General features: G+C 47.7%; 23 protein-coding genes. All 23 read left to right on the top strand.

Annotated features, from left to right (window positions below):
• Window positions 1–14: 14 nt before the first annotated feature.
• Entirely contained in the window at window positions 15–1,754 is a 1,740-nt protein-coding gene (locus NFR99_RS02165; RefSeq protein ID WP_251352491.1) for an ATP-binding response regulator, read from the top strand.
• Window positions 1,755–1,880: 126 nt separating this feature from the next.
• Window positions 1,881–3,353 (top strand): UDP-N-acetylmuramoyl-L-alanyl-D-glutamate--2,6-diaminopimelate ligase, encoded by a 1,473-nt coding sequence (locus NFR99_RS02170; protein WP_120482454.1) that lies wholly within the window; start codon window positions 1,881–1,883, stop codon window positions 3,351–3,353.
• 28 nt (window positions 3,354–3,381) lie between these two features.
• A complete protein-coding gene (gene priA / locus NFR99_RS02175) occupies window positions 3,382–5,601 on the top strand; it encodes a replication restart helicase PriA (RefSeq protein ID WP_251352493.1) in 2,220 nt (739 codons plus the stop codon).
• Between the two features lie 29 nt (window positions 5,602–5,630).
• Window positions 5,631–6,116 carry a peptide deformylase gene (gene def, locus NFR99_RS02180; RefSeq protein ID WP_120482450.1) on the top strand — a complete coding sequence of 162 codons (486 nt, stop codon included), beginning with the start codon at window positions 5,631–5,633 and terminating at the stop codon, window positions 6,114–6,116.
• 4 nt (window positions 6,117–6,120) lie between these two features.
• Entirely contained in the window at window positions 6,121–7,053 is a 933-nt protein-coding gene (fmt, locus tag NFR99_RS02185; protein ID WP_120482448.1) for a methionyl-tRNA formyltransferase, read from the top strand.
• Entirely contained in the window at window positions 7,044–7,781 is a 738-nt protein-coding gene (locus tag NFR99_RS02190) for a zinc metallopeptidase (RefSeq protein ID WP_243126561.1), read from the top strand. The genes fmt and NFR99_RS02190 overlap by 10 nt, the downstream gene beginning before the upstream one ends.
• Window positions 7,774–9,129 (top strand): 16S rRNA (cytosine(967)-C(5))-methyltransferase RsmB, encoded by a 1,356-nt coding sequence (gene rsmB / locus NFR99_RS02195; RefSeq protein ID WP_120482446.1) that lies wholly within the window; start codon window positions 7,774–7,776, stop codon window positions 9,127–9,129. The genes NFR99_RS02190 and rsmB overlap by 8 nt, the downstream gene beginning before the upstream one ends.
• Window positions 9,129–10,172 (top strand): dual-specificity RNA methyltransferase RlmN, encoded by a 1,044-nt coding sequence (gene rlmN / locus NFR99_RS02200; RefSeq protein WP_251352500.1) that lies wholly within the window; start codon window positions 9,129–9,131, stop codon window positions 10,170–10,172. The genes rsmB and rlmN overlap by 1 nt, the downstream gene beginning before the upstream one ends.
• A gap of 30 nt (window positions 10,173–10,202) precedes the next feature.
• A complete protein-coding gene (locus tag NFR99_RS02205; protein ID WP_251352502.1) occupies window positions 10,203–10,949 on the top strand; it encodes a Stp1/IreP family PP2C-type Ser/Thr phosphatase in 747 nt (248 codons plus the stop codon).
• Complete coding sequence (gene pknB, locus NFR99_RS02210; protein WP_251352504.1) at window positions 10,943–13,129, top strand: Stk1 family PASTA domain-containing Ser/Thr kinase; 2,187 nt, start codon at window positions 10,943–10,945, stop codon at window positions 13,127–13,129. Before NFR99_RS02205 ends, pknB begins: the two co-directional genes overlap by 7 nt.
• 31 nt (window positions 13,130–13,160) lie before the next feature.
• On the top strand, window positions 13,161–14,045 hold the full coding sequence (gene rsgA, locus NFR99_RS02215; protein ID WP_120482437.1) for a ribosome small subunit-dependent GTPase A: 885 nt from the start codon (window positions 13,161–13,163) through the stop codon (window positions 14,043–14,045).
• On the top strand, window positions 14,042–14,701 hold the full coding sequence (gene rpe / locus NFR99_RS02220; protein ID WP_251352506.1) for a ribulose-phosphate 3-epimerase: 660 nt from the start codon (window positions 14,042–14,044) through the stop codon (window positions 14,699–14,701). The genes rsgA and rpe overlap by 4 nt, the downstream gene beginning before the upstream one ends.
• The gene (locus tag NFR99_RS02225) at window positions 14,698–15,375 is read left to right on the top strand and encodes a thiamine diphosphokinase (RefSeq protein WP_251352508.1); all 678 of its coding nucleotides are present in this window, start codon (window positions 14,698–14,700) and stop codon (window positions 15,373–15,375) included. The genes rpe and NFR99_RS02225 overlap by 4 nt, the downstream gene beginning before the upstream one ends.
• Window positions 15,376–15,558: 183 nt before the next feature.
• Complete coding sequence (ychF, locus tag NFR99_RS02230; RefSeq protein WP_120482430.1) at window positions 15,559–16,656, top strand: redox-regulated ATPase YchF; 1,098 nt, start codon at window positions 15,559–15,561, stop codon at window positions 16,654–16,656.
• A gap of 14 nt (window positions 16,657–16,670) precedes the next feature.
• Entirely contained in the window at window positions 16,671–17,558 is an 888-nt protein-coding gene (lgt, locus tag NFR99_RS02235) for a prolipoprotein diacylglyceryl transferase (RefSeq protein ID WP_120482428.1), read from the top strand.
• Window positions 17,545–17,697, top strand: a complete 153-nt coding sequence (locus NFR99_RS02240) for a hypothetical protein (RefSeq protein ID WP_160216366.1) — start codon at window positions 17,545–17,547, stop codon at window positions 17,695–17,697. Before lgt ends, NFR99_RS02240 begins: the two co-directional genes overlap by 14 nt.
• 191 nt (window positions 17,698–17,888) lie before the next feature.
• Window positions 17,889–18,320 (top strand): division/cell wall cluster transcriptional repressor MraZ, encoded by a 432-nt coding sequence (mraZ, locus tag NFR99_RS02245; RefSeq protein WP_120482426.1) that lies wholly within the window; start codon window positions 17,889–17,891, stop codon window positions 18,318–18,320.
• 15 nt (window positions 18,321–18,335) lie between these two features.
• Window positions 18,336–19,286: a 16S rRNA (cytosine(1402)-N(4))-methyltransferase RsmH gene (gene rsmH / locus NFR99_RS02250; RefSeq protein ID WP_251352509.1), complete on the top strand. Its 951-nt coding sequence runs from the start codon at window positions 18,336–18,338 to the stop codon at window positions 19,284–19,286.
• A gap of 37 nt (window positions 19,287–19,323) precedes the next feature.
• A complete protein-coding gene (locus NFR99_RS02255; RefSeq protein WP_135974425.1) occupies window positions 19,324–19,815 on the top strand; it encodes a cell division protein FtsL in 492 nt (163 codons plus the stop codon).
• Between the two features lie 11 nt (window positions 19,816–19,826).
• Window positions 19,827–22,187 carry a peptidoglycan D,D-transpeptidase FtsI family protein gene (locus tag NFR99_RS02260; protein ID WP_251352511.1) on the top strand — a complete coding sequence of 787 codons (2,361 nt, stop codon included), beginning with the start codon at window positions 19,827–19,829 and terminating at the stop codon, window positions 22,185–22,187.
• Window positions 22,188–22,254: 67 nt separating this feature from the next.
• A complete protein-coding gene (locus NFR99_RS02265) occupies window positions 22,255–24,063 on the top strand; it encodes a peptidoglycan D,D-transpeptidase FtsI family protein (protein ID WP_199735678.1) in 1,809 nt (602 codons plus the stop codon).
• Window positions 24,064–24,145: 82 nt separating this feature from the next.
• Window positions 24,146–25,114, top strand: coding sequence for a phospho-N-acetylmuramoyl-pentapeptide-transferase (gene mraY, locus NFR99_RS02270; protein WP_120482418.1), 969 nt, complete (start codon window positions 24,146–24,148; stop codon window positions 25,112–25,114).
• Window positions 25,115–25,136: 22 nt separating this feature from the next.
• Entirely contained in the window at window positions 25,137–26,492 is a 1,356-nt protein-coding gene (gene murD, locus NFR99_RS02275) for a UDP-N-acetylmuramoyl-L-alanine--D-glutamate ligase (RefSeq protein ID WP_251352513.1), read from the top strand.
• Window positions 26,493–26,525 lie beyond the last annotated feature (33 nt).

Genomic DNA, 26,525 nt, shown 5'->3' on the forward strand with positions numbered 1-26,525 from the left:
GGGAGGACATGGATGTGATTGGACAGAAAACAGTACATAACCTGATTGAAGATATCTTAACTCTGTTGAGTATCTCAGAAAACAGTGGCAGAAATATAGAAAACCTGATGGAAGAATGTGAAAAAGATGCAGAATCTTTGCTGATGGATTCCCAGAATATCAGGACAGTTTATGAAGTTATTAAATTTATGGACGAGATGCCGGGAGGTTTTTTGATTTATCGTGCAAACGAAGCAGAAGATATTGTTTATGCCAATAAAGCGCTTCTTCGGATTTTCCAGTGCAGTACGCTGAAAGAATTCCGGGAAATGACGGGGAACTCTTTTCGGGGGCTTGTATATTTGGAAGATTTGGATGAGATAGAGGAAAGTATCAAAGAACAGATTGCTGCCAGCCAGTATGATTTGGATTATGTAGAATACCGCATTGTACGGAGAGATGGGGAGATACGCTGGATAGAAGATTATGGGCATTTTATCCGCAGTGAAACGGTAGGAGATATTTTTTATGTATTTCTGGGAGATGCGACAGAAAAGAGGAGCCGTCAGCTGCAGATTCTTGAGAGGGCGCTGAATAATGCAAATCTGGCGATTCAGGCGAAAAATAAATTTTTGTCTAATATGTCCCACGATATACGAACGCCGTTAAATGCGATTACTGGTTTTACATCGCTTGCAAAGAACCATATAGATAACAGGGATGAGGTACAGAGATATCTTGATAAGATTGGTGAGGCAAGCGGCCAGCTTCTTGATTTGGTTGATAAAGTACTGGAAATATCCTGGACAGAGACGAAAGATGTTCATGTGGAAGAAGCAGAGTGTAATTTGTGTGAGATTCTGCAAAGTGTGGAAAGAGCGCTGAGTCCGCGCTTTTCGGGAAAGAAGATAACTTTTGAAACAGATTTGACAGGTGTGAAACATCTTGATGTTTACAGCGACAGAGATAAACTGCGCCAGATTGTTCAGTATTTGGCGGGGAATGCAGTGGAATATACGGGAAAAGGCGGCAGAGTGCGTGTGGCTGTTGTGGAAGGGGAGCAGCTGGCAAATGATTATGCGGTATATCGGCTTGTGGTGTCGGATAATGGTATTGGAATCAGCAAAGAGTTTCAGGAACACATTTTTGAGCCTTTTGAACGGGAAAATAATACGACGTTTAGCGGCATTTACGGAACTGGCCTGGGATTGGCGATTACCAGGAATATTGTGAAAATAATGGGGGGGACGATAGAAGTTGACAGCGCAATTGGCAAGGGAAGTACATTTACGGTGACTATCCGGCTTCGGATACAGGAAACGCAGTTGGTATCAGCAGTTTCACCGGAAGATGTGGCGGTGTGCTTAAATAGCGGGAAGATCCTTTTGGTGGAAGATAATGAGATTAACGTCGAAATTGAAACGGAGATTTTGGAGAAAGCCGGATTTTGTATAGAGATAGCAGAAAATGGAAGCATAGCAGTTGAAAAGGTGAAGAAGTCTGAACCGGGTGAATATGCGCTTGTTTTGATGGATATCCAGATGCCGGTTATGGACGGAAGAGAGGCGGCAGAGGCTATTCGGGGACTTGGGAATCCTGAGCTGGCGCACATCCCTATTATTGCTCTGTCAGCGGATGCGTTTGAAAATGACAGGCGTCTGTCTTTGGAGAGCGGTATGGATGAGCATCTCACAAAGCCTATGGACATTGACGAGGTAGTGGGAGCGATGGCGAAAGCGCTGCAGAGGCATAAAACGTTATATGGAGACAGATAAAGACAGGCAGCAGAAACTTTTGCTGCCTGTCTGCATTTTGAGGATGCGGTTTTATTTGAAAATGCACAGCAAATGTGATATGGTATAGGATGACGGAATCGGGTTATCAAAATTGGAGGTAACGCTATGAAACTGATGGATTTGCTTGAAAGATTGGAATATGAATGTGTAAGCGGCAGCGTGGATGCAGAAGTGAATGGGATTGCTAATGATTCGAGGCATGTGGAAGAGGGGTTTCTGTTCTTCTGTATCCGGGGAGCTGTTGTTGACGGACATAAATATGTACCGGAAGTGGTGGAAAAGGGCGTGCGGGTGTTGGTAACAGAGGAGGCCGTGCCGGTTCCTGAAGGCGTGACGGTAATAAAGGTGAAGGACAGCCGTTATGCTATGGCTGTGATTTCAGCGGCATGGTTCGGATATCCGGCGGAAAAGCTGAAAGTTATTGGGATTACAGGAACGAAAGGAAAGACGACCACCACTTATATGGTGAAATCCATCTTGGAATCCGCAGGGCATAAGGTAGGGCTGATTGGTACGATTGAAGCAATTATCGGAGATACAGTGGTTCCGGCTACAAATACTACACCGGAATCCTGTACGATTCAGGAATATTTTTCGAAAATGGTAGATGCAGGCTGTGACTGTGTGGTTATGGAGGTTTCATCTCAGGGACTGATGCTGCGCCGCACGGCCGGAATTTCCTTTGAAATAGGGATTTTTACAAATATACAGCCAGATCATATTGGACCTGCGGAACATGAGAGCTTTGAGGATTATATGCGATGTAAAGGGCTATTGTTCCGCCAGTGCAGGATTGGAATCGTTAATGCGGATGACTCTCATCTCACACAAGTGCTTGAGGGGCATACCTGCGAGGTAGAGACGTTTGGATTTTCGGAGAAGGCGGATTTGCGGGCAGAGCGCACGCGTATGGTGGCGCGTCCGGGATATTTGGGCATCGATTATCATGTGGCAGGGCTTTTGGACATGGATGTGGAAATTGATATCCCGGGAACGTTCAGCGTGTACAATTCCCTTACTGCGATTGCGATCTGCAGACATTTTGGTGTAAGCCAGACAGATATTATTGAAGCTTTGAAAAAGGCCAGGGTTAAAGGCAGGATTGAGATGGTGAAAGTATCGGATGAGTTTACACTGATGATTGATTATGCTCATAACGCCATGAGTCTGGAGAGCTTGCTGACGACTCTGCAGGAATATCATCCCAGGCGTCTGATATGCCTTTTTGGCTGTGGGGGAAACCGGGCAAAGGCGAGGCGGTATGAGATGGGCGAGGTGTCGGGACGGCTGGCAGATTTAACAATCATTACTTCGGATAATCCCCGTTTTGAGAACCCTGAGGACATTATTGCAGATATACGGACGGGAATTGAGAAAACAGATGGAAAGTATGTGGAGATACCTGACAGGAAAGAGGCTATCGCCTATGCGATTCACCACGGGGAGCCTGGGGATGTGATTGTGCTGGCAGGAAAAGGGCATGAGGATTACCAGGAAATTAGAGGGAAAAAGTATCCGATGGATGAGAGGGTGCTGATTCGGGAAATACTGGAAGAGGATAGGAAGAGCCAGGCGTGAGCCGGTATTTAATCAGGACGGAGGCGGCATGGAGAAGCTTTACGCAAACATCATCGTGGATATTTCCCATGAAAAGCTGGATCGCAGTTTTCAGTACCGGATTCCGGAGAGTATGCGGGAGAGTTTGGAAGTAGGCATGGTGGTGGCTGTTCCTTTTGGGATGGGCAGCCGCAGGATGAAAGGTTATGTGATTGAGATTACAGACAAAGCGGAGTATCCTCCTGAGAAGATGAAGGAAATTCTGGAAACGGTTACGGACGCCAGTCCGGTAGAATCCCGTCTGATAGCGCTGGCGGGATGGATGCGGGATTATTATGGTTCTACGATGATTCAGGCGTTGAAGACGGTGATTCCGGTCAAACAAAAGATAAAGCCAAAAGAAAAAAAAAGCGTCCGTCTGCTGCTGGGCAGAGCGGAGGCGGAAGAGAAGCTGGCATTTTATAGGAAGAAACACCAGACGGCAAGGGCACGGCTGCTGGAGGCGCTGCTGGGGGGCGGCGAGGTTCCGATGGAGTTTGTTAGTGGAAAACTGAATGTGTCGTCATCAGCGGTGAAATTGCTGGAAGAACAGGGCGTTCTGGAATGTGTCAAACGTACGGTGTACAGGAATCCGGTCCAGGGTATGAAAAGCCGGGAAGGGCAGGTAAAGCTAAATGAGGCACAGCAGGCAGTGGTAGATGCGGTTGTTGGAGAGTGGGAAAAGAAAACAGAGGTTTACCTGATTCATGGGGTGACCGGGTGCGGAAAGACAGAGGTTTATATGGAGCTGATTGCTCATGCTATCCGTCAGCGGCAGCAGGCGATTGTTTTGATTCCGGAAATAGCTTTGACGTATCAGACGGTCATGCGTTTTTACCGAAGATTTGGGGAGAGGATTTCCATCATGAACTCCAGGCTTTCGGCAGGGGAACGTTTTGATCAGTTCCAGCGTGCGCGGGAAGGGCTGATCGATGTGATGATAGGTCCCCGTTCTGCGCTGTTTACTCCGTTCCAGAACCTTGGCATTATTATCATAGATGAGGAGCATGAGGACAGTTACCGGAGCGAGATAACGCCCCGGTATCATGCCCGGGAGACGGCAATACGGCGCGGAGAGATGGAGGGAGCAAAGGTGGTTCTTGGTTCCGCGACGCCATCTGTGAATGCGTATTATCGGGCGAAAACAGGAGAATATATGCTGTTTACGATTGATAAAAGGGCGAAAGAAAGCCATATGCCTGAAGTAGAGATTGTGGATATGCGCAGAGAGCTGCAGGCTGGGAACCGCTCTATTCTGAGCCGGAGCATGAAAGCCAGGATGGAAGAGCGGCTGGGGAGGGGAGAACAGATGATGCTGTTTCTGAACCGCAGGGGATATTCCGGCGTGCTGTCCTGCAGGGCTTGCGGGCAGCCAATAAAATGTCCCCACTGTGATGTATCCCTTTCCCTGCATATGGATGGGCGTCTTGTTTGCCACTATTGCGGATATGAGACAAAGAAGCCGGAGACGTGCCCGGACTGTGGTTCGGTTTATCTGAGAGGATTTCGTGTGGGAACCCAGCAGGTAGAGGAACTGGTACAGAAGGAATTTCCCGAGGCGCGTATCCTGCGCATGGATTTGGATACGACACGGGAAAAGCATGGGCATCAGAAAATTTTAGAAAAGTTTGCGGCAGGGGATGCGGATATTCTGATAGGAACGCAGATGATTGTAAAAGGGCATGATTTTCCCAAAGTGACTCTGGCAGGCGTGCTGGCGGCAGATTTGTCGCTTCATGCGAATGACTACCGCTGTGGGGAAAAGACCTTCCAGCTTCTGACACAGGCGGCAGGCCGGGCGGGGCGGGGAAACCTTCCGGGACAGGTCGTTATACAGACTTATGACCCGGAGAACTACAGCATCCGGGCGGCGGCTGCACAGGATTACAGGGGATTTTATGAGCAGGAGATTTTATTTCGGAAACTGGCGGGATATCCGCCGGTGGACGGGATGCTGGTTATTCATGGGGCGGCGGAGTCCGAAGCGCATCTGGCGCTTGCGATGGATTATCTGAAAAAATTTATAGATGTACTGGTAAAGAGAAGCCGGGTGCAGGTGATGGGGCCGGTAGACGAACAGGTGGCAAAAATCAATGACATCTACCGGAAAGTGATTTATTTAAAGTACCATGACCGCAAAATATTGACTATGATAAAACATAAGGTGGAACAATATATTGAGATGAATGAAGGCTATAGCACAGTCCATGTCCTGTTTGACATGGAATAAGCCTGGGAGTATAAGGAGGATAAAGAAAAATGGCAGTTCGGGAAATCAGGATTATGGGAGATAAGGTGTTGGCAAAAAAGTGCCGGGAAGTGAAAGAAATGACGGACAGAACCAGGGACTTAATTGATGATATGTTTGAGACAATGTACGGGGCTTCAGGCGTAGGGCTGGCCGCTCCCCAGGTGGGCGTGCTGAAACGCATTGTAGTGATAGATGTCACAGGCGATGATCCGTATCTGCTGATTAATCCCAGGATTCTGGAAACTGCTGGGGAACAGCATGGAAGGGAAGCATGTCTAAGCCTTCCGGGAAAGATGGGTGAGGTGACCAGGCCGAATTATGTAAAATGTGAAGCGTTGGACGAAAATATGGAACCGTTCATACTGGAAGGAGAAGGGCTGCTGGCACGGTGCATCTGCCATGAGTGCGAGCATCTGGATGGAGTTATGTATGTGGAGCATGTAGAAGGGGAACTGCTTGATGCAGAGGCACAGGAGCCAGAAGAAGAGGAGTGACAGAATGAAAGTGATTTTTATGGGAACACCGGACTTTGCAGTGCAGACATTGAAACGTCTGATTTCTTCAGGACATGAGGTGACGGGGGTGGTGACTCAGCCGGATAAGCCGAAAGGAAGAGGAAAAGCCCTGAGTCCCACACCGGTAAAGGAAGTAGCGCTGGAAGCGGGAATTCCGGTATTCCAGCCGAGACGTGTAAGAGACAGCGAGGCTCTTGAAACTTTGCGGGGCATAGAAGCAGATGTAATAGTAGTAGTGGCTTTTGGACAGCTGATTCCGAAAGAAATTCTGGAAATGAAGAAATATGGCTGTATCAATGTTCATGGCTCGCTGCTGCCGAAATACCGGGGGGCGGCTCCTGTACAGTGGGCAGTTATCGATGGGGAAAAGGAATCAGGCGTGACGACGATGCAGATGGACGAAGGGCTGGATACCGGGGATATGCTGCTGAAAGCAGTGATTCCGCTGGAGGAAAAAGAGACTGGAGGGAGCCTGTTTGAGAAATTGAGCGACGCGGGGGCAGAGTTGCTGCTTGAGACTTTGGACGCGCTGGAGGCCGGGACGGCAGTGCCAAAGAAACAGGGAGAGTCGCCAACTGCTTATGCGCAGATGCTGAAAAAGGATATGGGACTGATTGACTGGAAGAAGAGCGCGGCAGAAATCGAGCGGCTGGTGCGCGGGCTGAATCCGTGGCCAAGTGCATATACGCATCTGAATGGGAGAACATTAAAGATATGGCAGGCGGATGTCCTGACGGAAGATACAAGAGAAGCGCCGGGAACTGTAACGGCTGCAGGAAAAGACGGCCTGTATATCCAGACGGGCAGAGGAGTGCTTGCGGTTCGGGAACTGCAGCTGGAAGGAAAGAAACGCATGGATGCCGGAGCATTCCTGCGGGGCTATCAGATTGAGGAGGGGACACGGCTATGTTCTTAAGTTATGGTTATTATTATGGCGGATTCCGGTACGGTATGGGAATGTTTTATGATCCTACGATGATTTTTGTGCTTATCGGCCTGGCTCTTTCCCTGCTGGCTTCCGCACTGGTGAAAGGGACGTTTGCGAAATATTCAAAAGTGCGGAGTATGTCGGGAATGACCGGGGCGCAGGCGGCTTCACGCATTTTACACAGCGCGGGGATTTATGATGTAAATATTTCCCATGTGGCGGGGAACCTGACGGATCACTATGATCCCAGAAGTAAGACGCTGCGCTTGTCGGATTCAACGTATAATTCTGCTTCAGTGGCGGCAGTGGGGGTAGCCGCTCATGAGTGCGGCCATGCTATCCAGCACCAGAAGCGTTATGCTCCGCTTGTTCTCCGGAGCACACTGGTTCCGGCGGCAAATATCGGTTCGTCTCTGGCGTGGCCTGTATTCTTTATAGGAATGATTGCTTCTTTGCCGATGTTGACGACAGTGGGAATTATCCTGTTTGGCCTGGCAGTTGTGTTCCAGCTGGTGACGCTTCCAGTGGAGCTGAACGCGTCCCGGCGGGCGGTAAGGCTGCTGGAGGACACAGGGGTGCTGGGGCATACGGAGAATTCAGGGGTAAAGAAAGTTCTGACTGCCGCAGCGCTGACTTATGTGGCAAGCCTTGCGGCCTCGGTATTGCAGCTTTTGAGGCTGCTTGTTTTAGCAGGAGGAAGACGGCGTAATGACTGATGTGGTAAATATACGGGAGATTATACTGGCGGCTCTGATGGAAATTCTCGAAGAGGAACAGTACAGCCATATTGTGCTCCAGGAGGTATTGGAGAAATACCAGTACCTGGATAAAAGGGACCGGGCTTTTATTTCCAGGGTGTCGGAAGGAACCCTGGAGAATCTCATATTGATTGATTATATTATTGAGCGGTTTTCTACAGTCAGCGTGGCCAACATGAAGCCTGCAATCCGTACAATTCTGCGGATGTCAGTGTACCAGCTCAAATTTATGGACAGCGTTCCAGATTCGGCGGTCTGCAATGAAGGGGTGAAGCTGGCGCAGAGAAAAGGATTCTTCAGCCTGAAAGGATTTGTGAACGGCGTGCTGCGGAGCGTAGCACGCAATATGGATAAGGTGGTATATCCTCAGGCAGAATCCCAGCCGCTGGAGTACCTTTCTATTACGTATTCTATGCCAGAGTGGATTTTGAAAGAGTGGCTGGAAGTTTATGATTTTGATACGGTGGAAAAAATCTGCCTTGATACTCATCAGGAGAAAATGACTTCTGTTCGCTGCAATCTGGACAAGGCGTCAAAAGAGGAGATTGTAGAGAGTTTAAAGGCACAGGGGATTACGGTCAAAGAGAATCCCTATCTGAAATATGCGCTGGATATCGGAGGTTATAATTATATAAAAGCCGTGGAAGCATTTAAGAAAGGATGGCTCCAGGTGCAGGACGTCAGTTCCATGCTGGCAGCAGAAATCGCGGCGCCCGGATGGGGCAGCTATTGTATCGATGTGTGCGCGGCGCCGGGCGGAAAGAGCCTGCATCTGGCGGATATGCTGAGGGGCAGCGGGTACGTGGAGGCTCGGGATGTGACAGACTATAAGGTAAAGCTCATGCAGGAGAATATAGAGCGCATAGGGAATATCAATATGTCTGCCGTGCTGATGGACGCAACGGTGTTTGACGCGGAATCCGTTGAGAAAGCGGATATCCTGATTGCCGATGTTCCCTGTTCCGGGCTGGGAGTTATGGGAAAGAAAGCAGATATTAAATATAAGATGACTCCTGCAAAGCAGACAGAGATTGTAAAGCTCCAAAGGAAAATCCTGGATACGGTACAGGCATATGTGAAAAAGGGGGGGGTACTGATTTATAGTACATGCACCATAGCAGCGGCTGAGAATCAGTACAATGTGAAATGGTTCCTGGAAAATTATCCGTTCCGGCTGGAAAGCATTGAGCCTTATCTTTGCGATGAATTAAAAGGAAAGACTACGAAAGCGGGATATTTACAGCTTTTGCCGGGGGTGAATGAATCGGACGGATTTTTTATTGCCCGCCTAAAGAGGATTGATTGATGGAAAAGATAGATATAAAATCACTGGACTATGCAGAACTGCAGAATTTTTTTGAAAGTCTGGGAGAGAAATCTTTCCGTGCAAAACAGGTGTATCAATGGATACATGAGAAGCTGGCAAACGGGTTTGATGAGATGACGAACCTGCCGAAAAGCCTTCGGGACAGGCTGTCTGCTATCTGCAGTTATACTTGCCTGGTTCCGGCAGAGGTGCTGACTTCACGGATAGATGGAACGCAAAAGTATTTGTTCCGCCTGGCAGACGGCAATGTGGTGGAAAGTGTGCTGATGAAATATAAGCATGGAAACTCAGTGTGCATATCTACCCAGGTGGGATGCCGTATGGGATGCCGTTTTTGTGCTTCAACCCTCGGAGGTCTGACCAGGCAGCTGACGGTCTCAGAAATGCTCGACGAAGTATACCGCATCCAGAAGATTTCAGGGGAGCGGGTTTCGAATTTAGTGCTTATGGGGACAGGGGAACCGTTGGACAATTATGAGAATGTGGTGAAATTCATCCGTATGCTGAGCGATGGGCAGGGGCTGAATATCAGTCAGCGGAACATTACCCTGTCTACCTGTGGGATTGTCCCGAAGATGCGGGAGCTGGCGGGAGAGGGGCTGCAGATTACTCTGGCGTTATCGCTTCATGCATCCGGTCAGGAAAAGCGGAAGAAACTGATGCCTATCGCATGCAGATATGAGCTGGGTGAGGTTCTGGAAGCATGCAGGTATTATTTTGAGAAAACAGGCAGGAGGACGACGTTTGAGTATAGCCTGGTCGGCGGGATAAATGACAGTACAGAAGATGCGGAATCGCTGGCGGAGCTGCTGGAGGGTATGAACTGCCATGTGAACCTGATTCCTGTAAACCCTATAAAAGAGCGGGATTTTGTGCAGTCAGGGAAGAAAGTTATCGCGGATTTTAAAAATAAACTTGAAAAATACGGAAATAATGTTACTATAAGAAGGGAAATGGGCAGGGACATTGACGGTGCCTGCGGACAGCTTAGAAAGAGATATATGGATGACAGAAGTTCATAATATGGTACGAAAAGAAAGAGAGGAAGAGGAATGAAATCGTGCTGCGTTACAGATGTAGGGCAAAAAAGGATGATGAATCAGGATTTCGTCTATGCGTCTGAGGAGCCGGTGGGCAATCTTCCAAATCTGTTTGTGGTGGCAGACGGCATGGGCGGACATAGGGCGGGTGACTTTGCCTCAAGATACACGGTGGAAATCATTCAGAAAAGCATCCGTGCAAACAGAGAAAGGAATCCTATTAAGATTATCAGGATGGCGATTGAGACGGCAAATATGAAAGTACTGGAGAAAGCAAATTCGGATGAGAATCTTGCCGGGATGGGAACTACAGTGGTAGTGGCGACAGTCGTGGAGAACTACATATATGTGGCGAATGTGGGAGACAGCCGCCTTTATCTGATTAGGGATGAAATACAGCAGATTACACGAGACCATTCTCTTGTGGAAGAGATGGTACGGATGGGAGAGATTAACAGAGAGCAGGCAAGGAACCATCCGGATAAAAACATTATTACCCGGGCAGTCGGAGTGAGGAGCAGGGTGTCAATTGACTTTTTTGACATGAAGCTGGAAAAGGACGATACTGTGCTGATGTGTTCTGACGGACTCAGCAATATGCTTGAGGACGAGGAGATAAAAGAAATCATCAGGACAGGCAGCCATGACCTGCCAGAGATTGCGCTGCAGCTGATTGGGCGTGCCAATCAGAATGGCGGAAGGGATAATATCGCGGTAGTGTTAATCGAGCCGTTGGCATGTGAGGTGGAAGGATGTTAAAAGAAGGAATGTTTGTTCAGGAGCGTTATGAAATTATAAACAGGATAGGCGCCGGAGGCATGGCGGATGTATACAAAGCGAAAGACCATAAATTGAATCGCTTTGTGGCAGTGAAGGTATTGAAACCGGAGTTTCGCGCAGACAGTGCGTTTATTTCGAAATTCCGTGTAGAAGCCCAGTCTGCGGCAGGACTGGCGCATCCGAATATCGTAAATGTCTATGATGTAGGAGACGATAATGGAGTGCAGTTTATCGTGATGGAGCTGGTAGAGGGCATCACGCTGAAAGAGTATATAGAGAAAAAGGGACGGCTGGCGGTGCGTGAAGCGACAAGCATTGCAATCCAGGTATCTATGGGGCTGGAGGCAGCCCACCATAACAGTATCGTACATCGGGATGTGAAGCCTCAGAATATTATTATTTCTACAGATGGGAAAGTAAAGGTGGCAGACTTCGGGATTGCCCGGGCTGCGTCCTCGAATACGATTAATTCTAACGTGATGGGGTCTGTCCACTACAGTTCTCCGGAGCAGGCTCGGGGCGGATACAGCGATTATAAGAGTGATATTTATTCGCTGGGTATCACTATGTATGAGATGCTTACCGGGCATGTGCCTTTTGATGGGGATACTACGGTGGCGATTGCTATTAAGCATCTTCAGGAAGAAATGCAGTCTCCGCGGAAATATGTGCCGGATTTGCCGAAAAGCATCGTACAGATTATCTATAAATGTACACAGAAAAGTCCGGACAGGCGTTATGACGATATGGCGGAGCTTATCCGGGATTTGAAGGAATCTCTGGTGAATCCGGACGGGGATTTTGTGCAGATTGCACCGCTGGCGACCCATGCGCAGACGATAGTGGTATCGAAAGAAGAGCTGGAGCAGATTAAAAGCGGAAAAGCTGTGAAAGCAGATGATACGCCTGAGAATGAGCCGGGACGAGGAGTCTATCAGGAAAGCGGGCATACGTACTATGGACAGAAGCCGGACGGGGATTATCCGGGAGGTGAGGCTTACGGAGGCAGGCACAGGCAGGGCGGCTACCATCAGGATATGGATGAGGATAACAGCGGTGTAAATAAAAAGGCAGAAAAGTTCCTGACAGTGGGGAGCATTGTTATTGGAATCTTGATTCTGGCTATTTTCCTGACACTGGTGGGGAGCGCGGCAGGCTTTATTGATATAGGATTCCTGACAGGCGGAAAGAAAAAAGGAACGGAGGTTTCTACAGAGTCCGAGACAGTGAACAGCGCGGAAACCGTGAAGGTGCCGGATGTGAAAGGTATGACGCGTGCAGAGGCGCTGGATGAGCTGAACGGGTTTGGGCTGGGACTTAAATTTGGCGGAGAAAAAGAGTCGTCAAAGTATGGTGAGGGTGAAGTTATGGAACAGAGCCCGGAGGCTGGAGAAGATGTAGCGGTAAATACGGAAGTTGTGGTATATATCAGTAAAGGTGAAGAGACAGTACCTATGCCGGATGTATCAGGGAAGTCCCTGACAGAGGCACAGCAGGAGCTTAGGGCTTTGGGGCTGCAGGTAGATACAGATTATGCCTATGACAGTGAAGTGGAGGAGGGAAAGGTAGTGTCTACCAGACCGGAATCGGGAACATCTGTCAGAGGAGGGGATAAAGCCGTTGTGGTAATCAGCAAAGGGCCGCAGACGGAAGAAGGAGACGAAATGGTAGAGGTTCCTTCCGTTCTCGGTGAGACTGCAGAGAAAGCCAGGGAAATCCTGGAGGGGCTTGGCCTTTATGTAAAGATTATAGAGAGTTACAGTTCTGAATATCCGGAAGGGCAGATTATGCGCCAGAGCGTGAGCGAAGGGACAGAGATGGCAGCGGGCGGAACGATTGAGCTGGAAGTGAGCATCGGAGATTTGCCGGATCATGATTCCGGCGCGGGAACAGCTGAAGCGGCATATGCCTGCAAGGTGAAGATGGATTTGCCGGAAGGGCTTCCCAAGGCTTATAATGGCGAGAAGGTAAAGATTACCATTGAGCAGGACGGAAAGACAACGACAATCGTGGATAATGAACCTGTAGAATTCCCATATCTTCTGGAATGGGAGAGCGAATCGGGAAGTACAGGGACAGGATATGTGGTTATCACATATGATGATGGTAAGAATACAACAATACGCTATGACAATATCACGTTCCGTCCTTTGGACTGAATGTGCAGGAACGATGAGGGATGTCGAATAGATGTATGGTAAGATAGTGAAAGGAATTGCCGGATTCTACTACGTTCATGTAGCAGAATCCGGAATTTATGAGTGTAAAGCAAAAGGAATTTTCAGGAAAGATAAAAGGAAACCATTAGTGGGGGACGATGTGGAACTGGATGTACTGGATGAAACAGGGAAAAAGGGAAATATCATTCAAATGCTTCCGCGTAAGAACCAACTGGTGCGTCCGGAGGTAGCAAATGTAGACCAGGCGCTGGTGATTTTTGCTATGTGTAAGCCGCAGCCAAATCTTGGGCTTCTGGATAGGTTTCTGATTATGATGCAGCGGCAGCAGACAGATACGGTTATCTGTTTTAACAAAAAAGATTTGGCTTCTTTGGAAGAACAGGAACGGTTGGAAGAGATTTATGGAAAAAGCGGCTGCCGTCTGCTTTTTTTGAGCGCGCATACGGAAGAGGGCCTGGATAGGCTCCGTGCACTTCTGAGCGGAAAGACTACCGCGGTGGCCGGACCTTCCGGTGTGGGTAAATCGTCTTTGATTAACATTCTGCAGCCGGAGGCCCGGATGGAGACAGGGAAAATCAGCGAGAAGATAGACAGGGGGAAGCACACGACCCGTCATTCAGAATTGATTGCTGTGGCTTCAGGCACCTATATTATGGATACGCCGGGATTTAGTTCGCTCTATCTGGAAGGGATGGAGAAGGAAGAACTAAAAGATTTTTTTCCGGAATTTATGGAATATGAGCCGTTTTGCCGGTTCGGGGGCTGTATGCACATCCATGAGCCGGACTGTGGGGTAAAGCAGGCGCTGGAAGCCGGGCGTTTCAGCCGGGACAGATATGACAGCTATCTGGAGCTTTACGGAGAATTGAAAGAGAAAAGGAGGTATGGAAGATGAAAATATTAGCGCCTTCAATTTTATCGGCGGATTTTAAAAAGCTGGGTGAAGAGATTGCAGCGGTTGTGGATGCAGGCGCACAGTATATCCACATCGATGTGATGGACGGTATTTTTGTTCCCAGTATATCTTTTGGAATGCCTGTAATCAAAGCGGTTCGGGACGTCACGGACAAGGTATTTGATGTGCATTTGATGATTTCGGAGCCGGACAGGTACATAGGGGATTTTGCAGCATGCGGCGCGGATATTATTACGGTTCACGCAGAGGCGTGTCTTCATTTGGATCGCACAGTGGAGTTTATTCACAGTCTTGGGAAGAAGGCAGGAGTGGCGCTGAATCCGGCGACAGGTCTTGGCGTTTTAGATTATGTTCTGGAGAAAGTAGATATGGTGCTTCTGATGTCTGTAAACCCGGGGTTTGGAGGGCAGAAATATATTCCTTACTGTACGCAGAAAATCAGGCAGATGCGGAAAATGATTGAGGAGCGCGGGCTGGACACAAGGATAGAAGTGGACGGAGGGATTAATCTTTCTACCGCAGAAGAGGTCCTGGAAGCCGGGGCAGATATTCTGGTGGCAGGTTCGGCTGTGTTCGGAGGGGAACCCGCCCGGCGGACGGCGGAATTTGTGGATTTGATGAGGAAATATAGATGAAAAGGTCAATAATTGTCAGCGGGGGCGATATCGATTTTGATTTCGCTCTTTCTTTTTTAAACGAGAAAGCATATAGTTTTTTGATTGGGGCGGATAGGGGAATCCATTTTCTGCGGAAAGCAGGGAAGATACCCACGCATATTGTAGGGGACTTTGATTCCTCGACGGAAGGGGATTTGGAATATTTTAAAGAGAATGTTCAGGTGCCTGTCTATACGTATCCCTCGGAAAAAGATGAGACAGATACGCAGATTGCGGTAGAATTGGCGATAGAACTTAAAAGTGATGAAATTTATATTCTTGGAGGCACCGGAAGCCGGGTGGATCATCTTTTGTCGAATATCAGAGTACTGGCGATTCCGGAAAGAAAAGGGATTCCCTGCTTTCTCGCAGATCCGTGGAACAGGATACGGGTGATTGATAAACCGCTGATACTTTCGAGGCAGGAACTCATCGGTCAGTATGTATCTTTGTTTGCGCTGGGAGGACAGGTAGAGGGTCTGACGCTGACAGGGTTTAAATATCCGCTTGTAGACTATGAGCTGGCAGGAGATAATCCTATGGGGGTCAGTAATGAGATAAAAGGAGAAAAAGCGGAGATTTTTTTTCGAAAAGGGCTGCTTGTTGTCGCAGAAAGTCGGGATAGTGCAGTTTGTGGCGAACCCTGTCGATGAGTTCCCCGGCGAAAGGGTTGATTTTTTGTCGGTTTCTGTGATACACTGATTAACGAAAAAAAGAAATGCAGGAAAGTTAAGGAAATGGGAAACGAGCGCTGACAGATGTATTTTTGTCTTTAGATGAAAGACGCAGGAAGCGCCAGGCAAGATGATTTTTCAATACCGGAAAGGAAATTACAAATGAAATTAGGAATCGTAGGATTACCCAATGTGGGAAAAAGTACATTATTTAATTCTTTGACAAAAGCGGGAGCAGAATCGGCAAATTATCCGTTTTGCACGATTGACCCCAATGTAGGCGTTGTTGCCGTACCGGATGGAAGGCTGCAGCAGCTTGCGGACTTATATAATTCTGCAAAGGTGACTCCGGCAGTTATTGAGTTCGTGGACATTGCAGGGCTTGTCAAAGGCGCATCGAAAGGTGAAGGGCTCGGAAACCAGTTCCTGGCTAATATCCGGGAAGTGGACGCTATTGTTCATGTGGTACGTTGTTTTGAGGATACAAATATTATTCATGTAGATGGAAGCATTAATCCTATGCGGGACATAGAAACAATCAATCTGGAGTTGATTTTCTCGGATATTGAGATTCTGGAGAGGAGGGCTGCGAAGACTGCAAGGGGTGCGAGAAATGACAAAACCCTTGCGAAAGAGCTGAACTTTCTGAACCGGCTGAAGGAGTGGCTGGAGGAAGGAAAGATGGCAATTAATTTTGAGACAGAAGATGAAGAGGAGGAGGCATGGCTTCCTACATATAATCTGCTGACCGGTAAGCCGGTAATTTTTGCGGCAAATGTGCAGGAAGGAGATTTGGCAGACGACGGAATATCAAATTCGTATGTACAGCAGGTACGTGGATTTGCAGCGGAGAACAGGAGCGAAGTTTTTGTTATTTGCGCTCAGATTGAGCAGGAAATTGCCGAGCTGGAAGAAGATGAGAAGAAGATGTTTCTGGAGGATTTGGGGCTGGAGGAGTCCGGGCTTGAAAAGCTGATAAAAGCAAGTTATAGTCTGCTTGGGTTAATTAGTTATCTAACGGCGGGCGAGACAGAAACACGGGCATGGACGATTCAAAAAGGTACGAAAGCGCCCCAGGCGGCAGGGAAAATACACTCAGATTTTGAGCGGGGGTTTATCCGTGCGGAGGTGGTGAATTACCAGGATCTTTTGGACTGCGGCGCGTATTCCGCGGCGAAGGAAAAAGGGCTGGTAGGTTTGGAAGGAAAAGACTATGTGGTAAAGGATGGGGATGTTATCTTATTCAGATTCAATGTATAAAGGCGGGATAAAGCATGAATAAAAATATTAACTTCCCGCATTTGGGGATTTATCTTGAGAATGTAGGGAAAAGTATCAGTATCTTCGGATTTGAAATCGCTTTTTATGGAATTACGATTGCTGCCGCGATGCTTGCGGGGCTGTGGATTGCTATGCGCACAGCGAAAAAGACAGGACAGAATCCGGATCTGTATTTCGATATGGGGATGCTGGCAATTTTCTGTGCACTGATTGGGGCGAGAGCTTACTATGTGGTTTTTGCATGGGAGAATTATAAAAATAACCTTCTGGAAATCTTTAATTTGCGACATGGCGGCCTGGCGATTTACGGCGGTGTGATTGGAGGGGCTGTGGCAGTCTATATGTTTGCCAGGATGAAAAAGCAGAAATTTCTGCAGCTTGCAGATACGGCGAGTGTGGGGCTGGTTTTGGGGCAGATTATAGGGCGATGGGGCAATTTCTTTAACAGAGAGGCTTTCGGGGGATATACAGATAATTTGTTTGCCATGCAGCTTCCGCTGGACGCGGTATATTCCTGGGATGTGACGCCAGAGATGATGGAGAATCTGAGGACAGCCGGCGGTGTGCAGTATATTCAGGTACATCCGACCTTTCTTTATGAATCCCTTTGGAATCTCATGGTTCTTGTACTTTTGGCAGTTTACACAAAGCGCAAGAAGTTCGACGGAGAAGTATTTTGTCTGTATCTGCTGGGATATGGGCTGGGGCGTGCCTGGATTGAAGGACTGCGTACTGACCAGCTTTGGATTCCGGGAACTGAAATACCAGTCTCGCAGGTGCTGGCAGTCGTGTTGGTAGTTGTTTCAGCGGCTATAATCACTGTAAAACGAAGAAAAGCAAAGATAGTGGAAAGCACAGGTGATGAATGTGAAAAGAATTGAAGATTTGAAGATAAGGATTGAAAAAGAGCGTACAAGCCTGAATCAGATGGTAAAAGATAAGAAGGCAGATGAGGCATATCAACAAAGCCTTTTGGTAGATGCCTTGATTGCGGAGTATATTGGACTTACAAATGAATAAATGTAATATAAAAAACAGGGCGGGCTCCAAAGGGGAGTTCGTCCTGTTTTTTATGTGCCCGGAGACAGCATAATTTTGCAAAGTTTTCCTTGTTTTTTGTGAAAAGTATGCTATGATAGTAACATAAGTGGTGAAAAGTGGAGGAAGGTGGAGCCAAATGGGGGCATCTTCCCAAAAGCAGGTGAGTCGTTATGTTTATGGGAGAATACAATCATAGTATTGATACCAAAGGCAGGCTAATCATCCCTTCCAGATTCCGCGAGGAACTGGGCGACGAATTTGTAGTCACGAAAGGGTTAGACGGCTGTCTGTTTGTGTTCCCAAATGACAGATGGGCTGCTTTTGAAGAAAAGCTGGAAAAATTACCGCTTACAAACAAGAGCGCAAGGCAGTTCTCACGTTTCTTTGTATCGGGCGCTACACCGTGTGAGTTGGACAAGCAGGGGAGGGTTCTCTTGCCGCAGACGCTGAGGGGATTTGCTTGTCTGGAAAAAGATGTAGTGCTTGCCGGCATGCTGAATCGGATTGAGATCTGGAGTAAGTCTAAATGGATCGAGAACAGTTCTTACGACGATATGGATGATATCGCAGAGCAGATGACGGATTTAGGTTTAGGCATATAACCTGGGGAGGAAAGTATGGGATTTGAACACAAATCTGTCTTATTGGATGAGACAATAGAGGCGCTGGATATCCGGCCGGATGGAATCTATGTGGATGGAACGCTGGGCGGCGGCGGTCATTCTTATGAAATATGCAGGAGACTGTCTGATAAAGGACGCCTGATAGGGATTGACCAGGACGCGGCGGCTATCGAGGCTGCAAAAAAGCGCTTAGGGGAGTTTGGAGATAAAGTAACAGTCATACGCAGCAATTACTGCGATATGCGAAAAGAGTTAGCCGCGATGGGGATTGCGGCAGTAGATGGAATTGTTTTGGATTTGGGAGTATCCTCCTACCAACTGGATACGGCAGACCGCGGCTTCACTTACAGGGAGGACGCTCCGCTTGATATGCGGATGGATCAGCGTCAGGAGATGACTGCAAGAGATATCGTGAACGGATACAGTGAGACAGAATTATACCGGATTATCCGGGATTACGGAGAGGACAAGTTTGCGAAGAATATTGCAAAGCACATTGTGAGTGCGAGGCAGAACAAAGAAATTGAAACGACTGGGGAGTTAATTCAAATAATAAAAGCGGCAATACCGATGAAAATCCGGGCGGTAGGCGGACACCCGGCCAAAAAAACATTCCAGGCGATACGGATTGAACTGAACAGGGAACTGGAGGTTCTGGAAAATTCTCTGGACGGTATGATAGAGTTGCTGAGGGAAAATGGACGCATCTGTGTGATTACGTTCCATTCCCTGGAGGATAGAATCGTGAAAAACAGTTTCCGCAGGAATGAAAATCCGTGCATATGTCCGAAAAATTTTCCGGTGTGTGTATGTGGGAGAGCATCGAAGGGCAGGGTAGTTACCAGGAAGCCTATTGTACCGGGAGTGGCGGAGCTGGAGGAGAATAAGCGGGCAAAGAGTTCAAAGCTGCGTGTGTTTGAGCGGAGAGCGCCCCTGGAGGCATAGGCAGGATGAGGCAGAAGAAGAACCGGGGAGGTAAAAAATGGGGAGAAAAGCAGGATACAGCAAGAAAGACTATAATTACAGAATGGATTCTTATATAGAAGGAAACGTTGTACGGGTTCCGGAGAGAGAGGAAAATATTCCGCGGAGGAAGGAGAAAGCAAGACCTTCCGTGAGCAAAAAGACGAGCAGAAACCGTGAAAAGGCATTGCAGCTGAATTTGAAATATGTATTTTTTCTTTTTATAGCAGCTGCAGTTACTGTCTTTGTGTGCGTAGGGTATCTGCAGCCTCAGGCTGATAATACAGCTTACAGGAAGAGGATTGCAGCTCTGGAGAGCCAGATTTCCAAGCTTAAAATGGAGAATGATGCTGCTTATGAAAAAGCGGCGGCTTCCGTGGACCTAGATGAAGTAAAGAATATTGCGATTAGCAAGTTTGGGATGATATATGCAAATCAGGGACAGATTATTACATATGATGTGCAGGACAGTGATTATGTCCGCCAGTATGATGATGTCCCCATAGAGTAGCAGGTGAGAATGTGGCAGGAAGAAAAAAGAGAAAAGATAGGAAATTTACAAAAAAAATGCAGATAAAGCTGATGGTTTTGTTTGCATTTATTTTATTCATTTTAGTAGGGTTAAATATTAAGATTGCGCTTATTACAGCAAAGAGCGGCGATACTTATACGAAGCAGGTACTGTCCCAGCAGCAATATGACAGCCGGGCGATTCCTTACCGCCGGGGAGATATCCAGGATACCAACGGAAATGTGCTGGCTCAGAGTGAGAAAGTCTATAACGTAGTTATGGACTGCCTGGAACTAAATAACGGAAAAGGGTTTCTGGAACCCACGGTTCATGCACTGGTGGAGATTTTTGAACTGGACGAGGCGGATATCAGAAAGCGGCTGACAGATGAGAACACGAAAACAAGCCAGTACCAGGTTTTGGCGCGGGGGATTACTCTTGAAAAAAAGAAAGCCTTTGAGGAGTATGCATCACCAGGAGAAAATTCGGGGCTGTCGAAGGAAGAAATCGAAAAAAGGCAGAAAATCCAGGGGGTCTGGTTTGAGGAGTATTATATACGGAAGTATCCGATGAATACAATGGCAAGCAATGTCATAGGTTTTTCTAATAATGCGAATGACGGTATTTGTGGACTAGAGGCATATTATTCTGATGTACTGAACGGTGTCAACGGCAGGGAGTACGGATATTTGAACGAAGACTCAGAGCTGAAACGCACAGTAATTGAACCGGAACATGGAAATACGATTGTCACTACCCTGGATGTGAATATTCAGGAAATCGTGGAAAAGTATATTCAGGAATTTGATGAAGAGTATGTGTCAGATACGTCCGGGGAATTGGAGGGAAAGGGCAGTAAGAATACGGGGGTTATCGTAGGTAACCCGAATACGGGTGAAATTTATGCGATGGCCAGTAATCATGGATTTGATTTGAATAATCCGCAGGATATGAGCAGGCTGTATACAAAGGAAGAACTTGAGGCAGAAATAGATCAGAGGGTTGAGAAGAAGAGGGCAGAAGAAGAAAAAAAGGCAGAAGAGAGGGAAAAAGCAGAATCGGAAGGACAGACAACAGAAACGGAGACGGAAGCAGCCGCAGAAACAGATGCAGAAACCGGAAAAAAGTTGACTGCTGAGCAAAAGGTTGAAAAGGAGAGGAACGAGTTCCGTTCTCAGATTATGAATGAGATGTGGAGCAACTTCTGTGTGTCAGATGCATTTGAACCCGGTTCTACGTTTAAACCAATTACGGTATCTTCCGCGTTGGAAACAGGAGCGCTTACCGGAGATGAAATGTTTATCTGTGACGGCGGAAGACAGGTTGCAGACTGGAAAATCAAGTGCGACAATATCTATGGACATGGGGAAGAAACTGTGATTGACGCTATTAAGAATTCCTGTAACGATGCGTTGATGGAAATAGGGTTTCGGCTGGGAGTCGAAAATTTCTGCAAATACCAGAGGCTGTTCAATTTTGGGCGTGTTACGGGAATAGACCTTCCGAACGAAAGCACAGGGAATGTTTATACAAGGGAAGGGATGCATGAGGTAGAGCTAGCTACAAACAGTTTTGGACAGGGATTTACATGTACGATGGTACAGGAGTTTGCAGCATTTTCAGCAGTTGTAAACGGCGGTTACTATTATCAGCCGCATTTGGTAAGGCAGGTGTTGGATGCAAATGGAGGAGTGGCGAAAAGTGTGGAACCGCTGCTGATGCTCCAGCCGATTTCAGCCAGGACATCTTCGATACTCAGGGAAGCACTGGAGGCAGGAGTGCGGGAAGGTACGGGAAGAAAGGCGAAAGTTCCGGGCTACCGGGTAGGCGGAAAAACAGGAACGGCAGAAAAGATTAATCCGGAGACAGGAAAGCGGTGGGAAGGGAAATATCTGGTTTCTTTCATCGGATGCGTTCCAATAGATGATCCGCAGGTGGTTATTTATGTAGTTGTGGATGAGCCGAATGTGGCTGACCAGTCTACCGGCGGATATGCCCATATCATCGCACGAAAAATCCTGCAGGAAATCCTGCCGTATCTGAATATTTATCCGACAGAGGAAGTAACAGACGAGGAGCTGAATAACATCGGGATTACAAGAGAAGAAGCCGAAATCGGACGGCAGGTGGAGACACAGGAGCCAGAGACGGACGAAAATGGAAACGTGATAGAAACAGAGCCGGAGACGGACGAAAATGGAAACGTGATAGAAACTGAACCGGAGACAGACGAAAACGGAAACGCTATCCAGGCAGAAGAACAGCCTGCCGATAATCCGGATATCGCTGCGCCGCCCCCGGAGAACGACGGGAATTCTGAAGGAATGGATGGAGCCGGAGGAGTCACAAGTGAAGATTTAGGGCTGGAATAAAGAAGCATACATAACCTCATAAAAGCTGAGATATACTTATAACAAAGCTTTTATGAGGTTTTTGTTTATGAAACTATCATTTTCTGCAAGGCAGAAAGCAGAAGAGGGCGCGCTGCAGAGGATGAAAACATTCCACAAAAAGAAAATCCTGGTGGTTTTTCTCATCTGTTTTTCGGTGCTGTCGTTTCTGATTGGAAGACTGGGATTTCTGATGCTCACGCAGTCAGAGTATTACAGCGAGAAAGCAGAGCAGCTTCATGAGAGGGAAAGAGACATTAAGGCGGCGAGGGGAAAAATTATTGATGCATGCGGGAATGTGCTGGCGGCGAATAAGACAGTGTGTACCATTTCGGTTATCCACAGTCAGATAAAAGAGCCGGAAAAGATTATTCAGATACTGGCAAAGGAACTGGAGATTCCGGAAGAAGATGTCAGAAAACGTGTGGAAAAGGTTAGCTCTATTGAACGGGTAAAAACAAATGTGGAAAAAGAAGTAGGGGACAGAATACGGGAATATGATTTGGCAGGAGTGAAGGTAGATGAGGACTTCAAAAGGTATTATCCATATGGTTCACTGGCTTCGAAGGTTTTGGGATTCACAGGGAGCGATAACCAGGGGATTGTCGGGCTGGAGGTAAAGTATGATGAGGTACTGCAGGGAGAACCGGGAAAAATCCTGACATTGACGGATGCCCGCGGTGTGGAGCTGCCGGATGCGGGCGAAAGCCGCCAGGAACCGGTAAACGGCAAGAACCTGCATATCAGCCTGGATGCAAATATCCAGAAGTATGTAGAACAGGCGGCGTACCGGGTGATGCAGCAGAAGCAGGCGGACTCCGTGTCTATTATCCTGATGCGCCCATACAATGGGGAAATCCTGGCGATGGTGAATGTGCCGGAGTTTGACTTAAATGATCCGTTTACATTAAATACAGACACTTCCGGTATGAGCGCGGAAGAAAAGCAGGATGCGCTGAACCGTATGTGGCGGAATGGCTGCATTAACGATACTTATGAGCCGGGGTCTACGTTTAAAATCATAACGGCTGCCGCTGGGCTGGAGGAAGGCGTGGTTTCTTTAAAAGACAGATTTAGCTGTCCTGGTTTTAAAATCGTGGAGGACAGGCGCATACGCTGCCATAAAGTCGGCGGACACGGTGCGGAGGATTTTGTACAGGGGACGATGAACTCCTGTAATCCGGTATTTATCGAAGTAGGGCTGCGATTGGGGATTGATAACTATTATCACTATTTTGAAAAGTTTGGACTGAAAGGAAAGACAGGAGTAGACCTTCCGGGGGAGGCCGCTACTATCATGCATAAGAAAGAAAATATGGGGCAGGTAGAGCTGGCGACAGTTTCTTTTGGCCAGTCGTTCCAGATTACTCCGATGCAGCTGATTACTACGGCAAGTTCTATTATTAATGGAGGACGGAGGATTACGCCTCATTTTGGTGTGGAAGTGAGGGATGACGAGGGAACCCTGTATGAAAAGCTGCAGTATCCGCTGGGAGACCAGATTGTATCAGAGGGGACTTCAGAGACTATGCGCTACATATTGGAACAGGTAGTGGATGGAGGTTCGGGAAAAAATGCGTTTCTTGAAGGGTATCATATTGGAGGGAAAACGGCTACTTCAGAGACACTTCCGCGAAGCGCAAACAAATATATATCCTCGTTTTTAGGATTTGCACCGGCATCAAATCCGCAGGTAATCGGGCTGTGTGTTATCAATAATCCACAGGGGCTGTATTATGGGGGAATTATTGCGGCGCCGGTAATACAGGATATTTACAAGAACATCCTTCCCTATCTGGGAGTGGAAAATGACGCTCCGGAAAGCACTGAAGAGGAAACTGAGGCAAATAATGGTTGATTAATGGGGCGAAAAGAATTATACTAATACCAAATGTGCGGAGAAAAACGGCACACTTGAATAAAAAGCGAAGAGGTGCGAAATGATTTTAGGTACAGAAGTAGTAATTCCATTGCTGACAGCATTCGCAATCAGCGTAGCATTGAGTCCCTTTGTGATTCCGTTTCTGCGGAGACTGAAGATAGGACAGACAGAGAGGAAGGAGGGAGTACAGTCCCATCTGAAAAAGGCCGGGACCCCGACTATGGGCGGACTGATTATCCTGATGGTGATCGTAGTGACCTCCCTGCTCTTTATCAGGCAGTATCCCAATATTGTTCCGGTACTCTTTCTGACTGTGGGGTTTGGGATTATCGGTTTTCTGGATGACTATCTGAAAGTCGTAATGAAGCGTTCAGACGGGCTGTACCCGATGCAGAAGATGGCGGGGCAGATTGTTGTGACGACGGTATTCCTGGCATACATGCTGATGGTGGACGATAGTTTTCTTACCGTGCTGATTCCATTTAGCGGCGGGGAGTATTTTGACTGTAAGTGGATTACCGTGCCGCTTGTGTACATAGCAGTAATCGGAACTGTGAACGGCGTAAACTTTACGGACGGGCTGGATGGCCTGGCTACCGGAGTTACGGTGATGGTGGCGGTATTTTTCACCGTGGTTTCTGCGGTATTCGGGGGAGGGATCGAACCGATTACGGCTGCAGTGACGGGCGCGCTGCTAGGATTTTTGCTTTTTAATGTGCACCCGGCACAGGTGTTTATGGGTGATACCGGTTCCCTGGCTCTGGGAGGTTTTGTGGCCGGAAGCGCATATATCCTCAGGATTCCGTGGATTATTGTGATTGTAGGGCTGATCTATCTGGTCGAGGTACTTTCTGTCATGATCCAGGTGACGTATTTTAAGAAAACAGGCGGAAAAAGATTCTTTAAAATGGCGCCTATTCATCATCATTTTGAACTCTGCGGTTGGTCTGAGACAAGGGTCGTGACGGTATTTACCGTGATTACGGCGCTGCTGTGTATGGCGGGGCTTATGATATTGTCCTACTAAGTCAGGAAACAGGAGGGAAAAAATGGAATTAAAAGATAAAAAGGTACTGGTATTCGGAACAGGGCTGAGCGGAATCGGCGCAGCGGCTTTGCTGTATAAAAAAGGTGCGGAACCGGTGATATATGATGGAAATGTGAAAACAGAGCCGGAACAGGTAAAAGAAAAATTGGGGAAGGATATCCCAGCAAGGATCTTGATTGGCGATTTGCCGGAGGAGGTGCTGGATGAGTTGGATTTGGCAGTATTAAGCCCTGGCGTACCGATAGATATTCCGGCAGTAAATATGTTGAGGGACCGGGGAATTCCCATTTGGGGAGAGGTAGAGCTGGCGTATGCGAACAGTAAAGGGAATGTGCTGGCGATAACGGGGACAAACGGAAAAACGACCACGACAAGCCTGTTGGGGGAAATCATGAGCCTGCATCAGGAATCGGTGTTTGTGGTGGGAAATATTGGGACGCCCTATACCGGAGTGGCATTGGAGACAGATGAGGAATCAGTGACAGTGGCGGAAATCAGCAGTTTCCAGCTGGAGACGATAGATACTTTCCGGCCGAAGGTGAGCGCGATTTTGAATATCACGCCGGATCACTTGAACAGGCACCATACGATGGAAGAATATATCCGGGTAAAGGAAAGCATTGCAAAGAACCAGGGAGAAGAGGATACCTGCGTCCTGAACTATGAGGATGAGGCGCTCCGGGAGTTTGGAAAAACTCTGAAATGCCAGGTATTATTCTTTAGCAGCCTGCGTACATTAGAACAGGGGATTTATCTGGAGGAAGGCAGGATTACATACAGAAACGGTGAAAAAAAGACAGTGATCTGCCATGTCAGCGAACTGAACCTGCCGGGAAGGCACAATTATGAAAACGTGATGGCGGCGGCGGGAATGGCGCTTAGTTACGGAGTTCCGGCGGAGGAAATCTGCATGGCAGTGAAGCAGTTTCAGGCAGTGGAGCACAGGATTGAATATGTCACGGAGAAAAATGGCGTGGTATATTATAATGACTCTAAGGGGACGAACCCGGATGCGGCAATCAAAGGCATTCAGGCAATGGACCGCCCGACGTTTCTAATTGGCGGAGGGTATGATAAGGAATCCTCTTATGATGAATGGATTTTATCCTTTGACGGAAAAGTGAAATATCTGGTTCTTTTAGGAGAAACCAGGGAGAAGATTGCCAGGGCGGCAAGAACTTGCGGCTTTGATAATATTTTATTTGCAGATACGCTCGAAGAGGCCGTGAAAATCTGCGCAGAACGTGCAGAGAGCGGCGATGCAGTGCTTCTTTCACCGGCATGTGCAAGCTGGGATATGTTCCCAAGCTATGAGGTGCGGGGGAGAAAATTTAAAGAGTATGTGAGGAATCTGTAAATAGCAGCAGCCGTATCGGTGGCAAAGCTCCCG

This window comes from Hominisplanchenecus murintestinalis (assembly GCF_943193015.1).
Classification (GTDB): Bacteria; Bacillota; Clostridia; order Lachnospirales; family Lachnospiraceae; genus Hominisplanchenecus_A; species Hominisplanchenecus_A murintestinalis.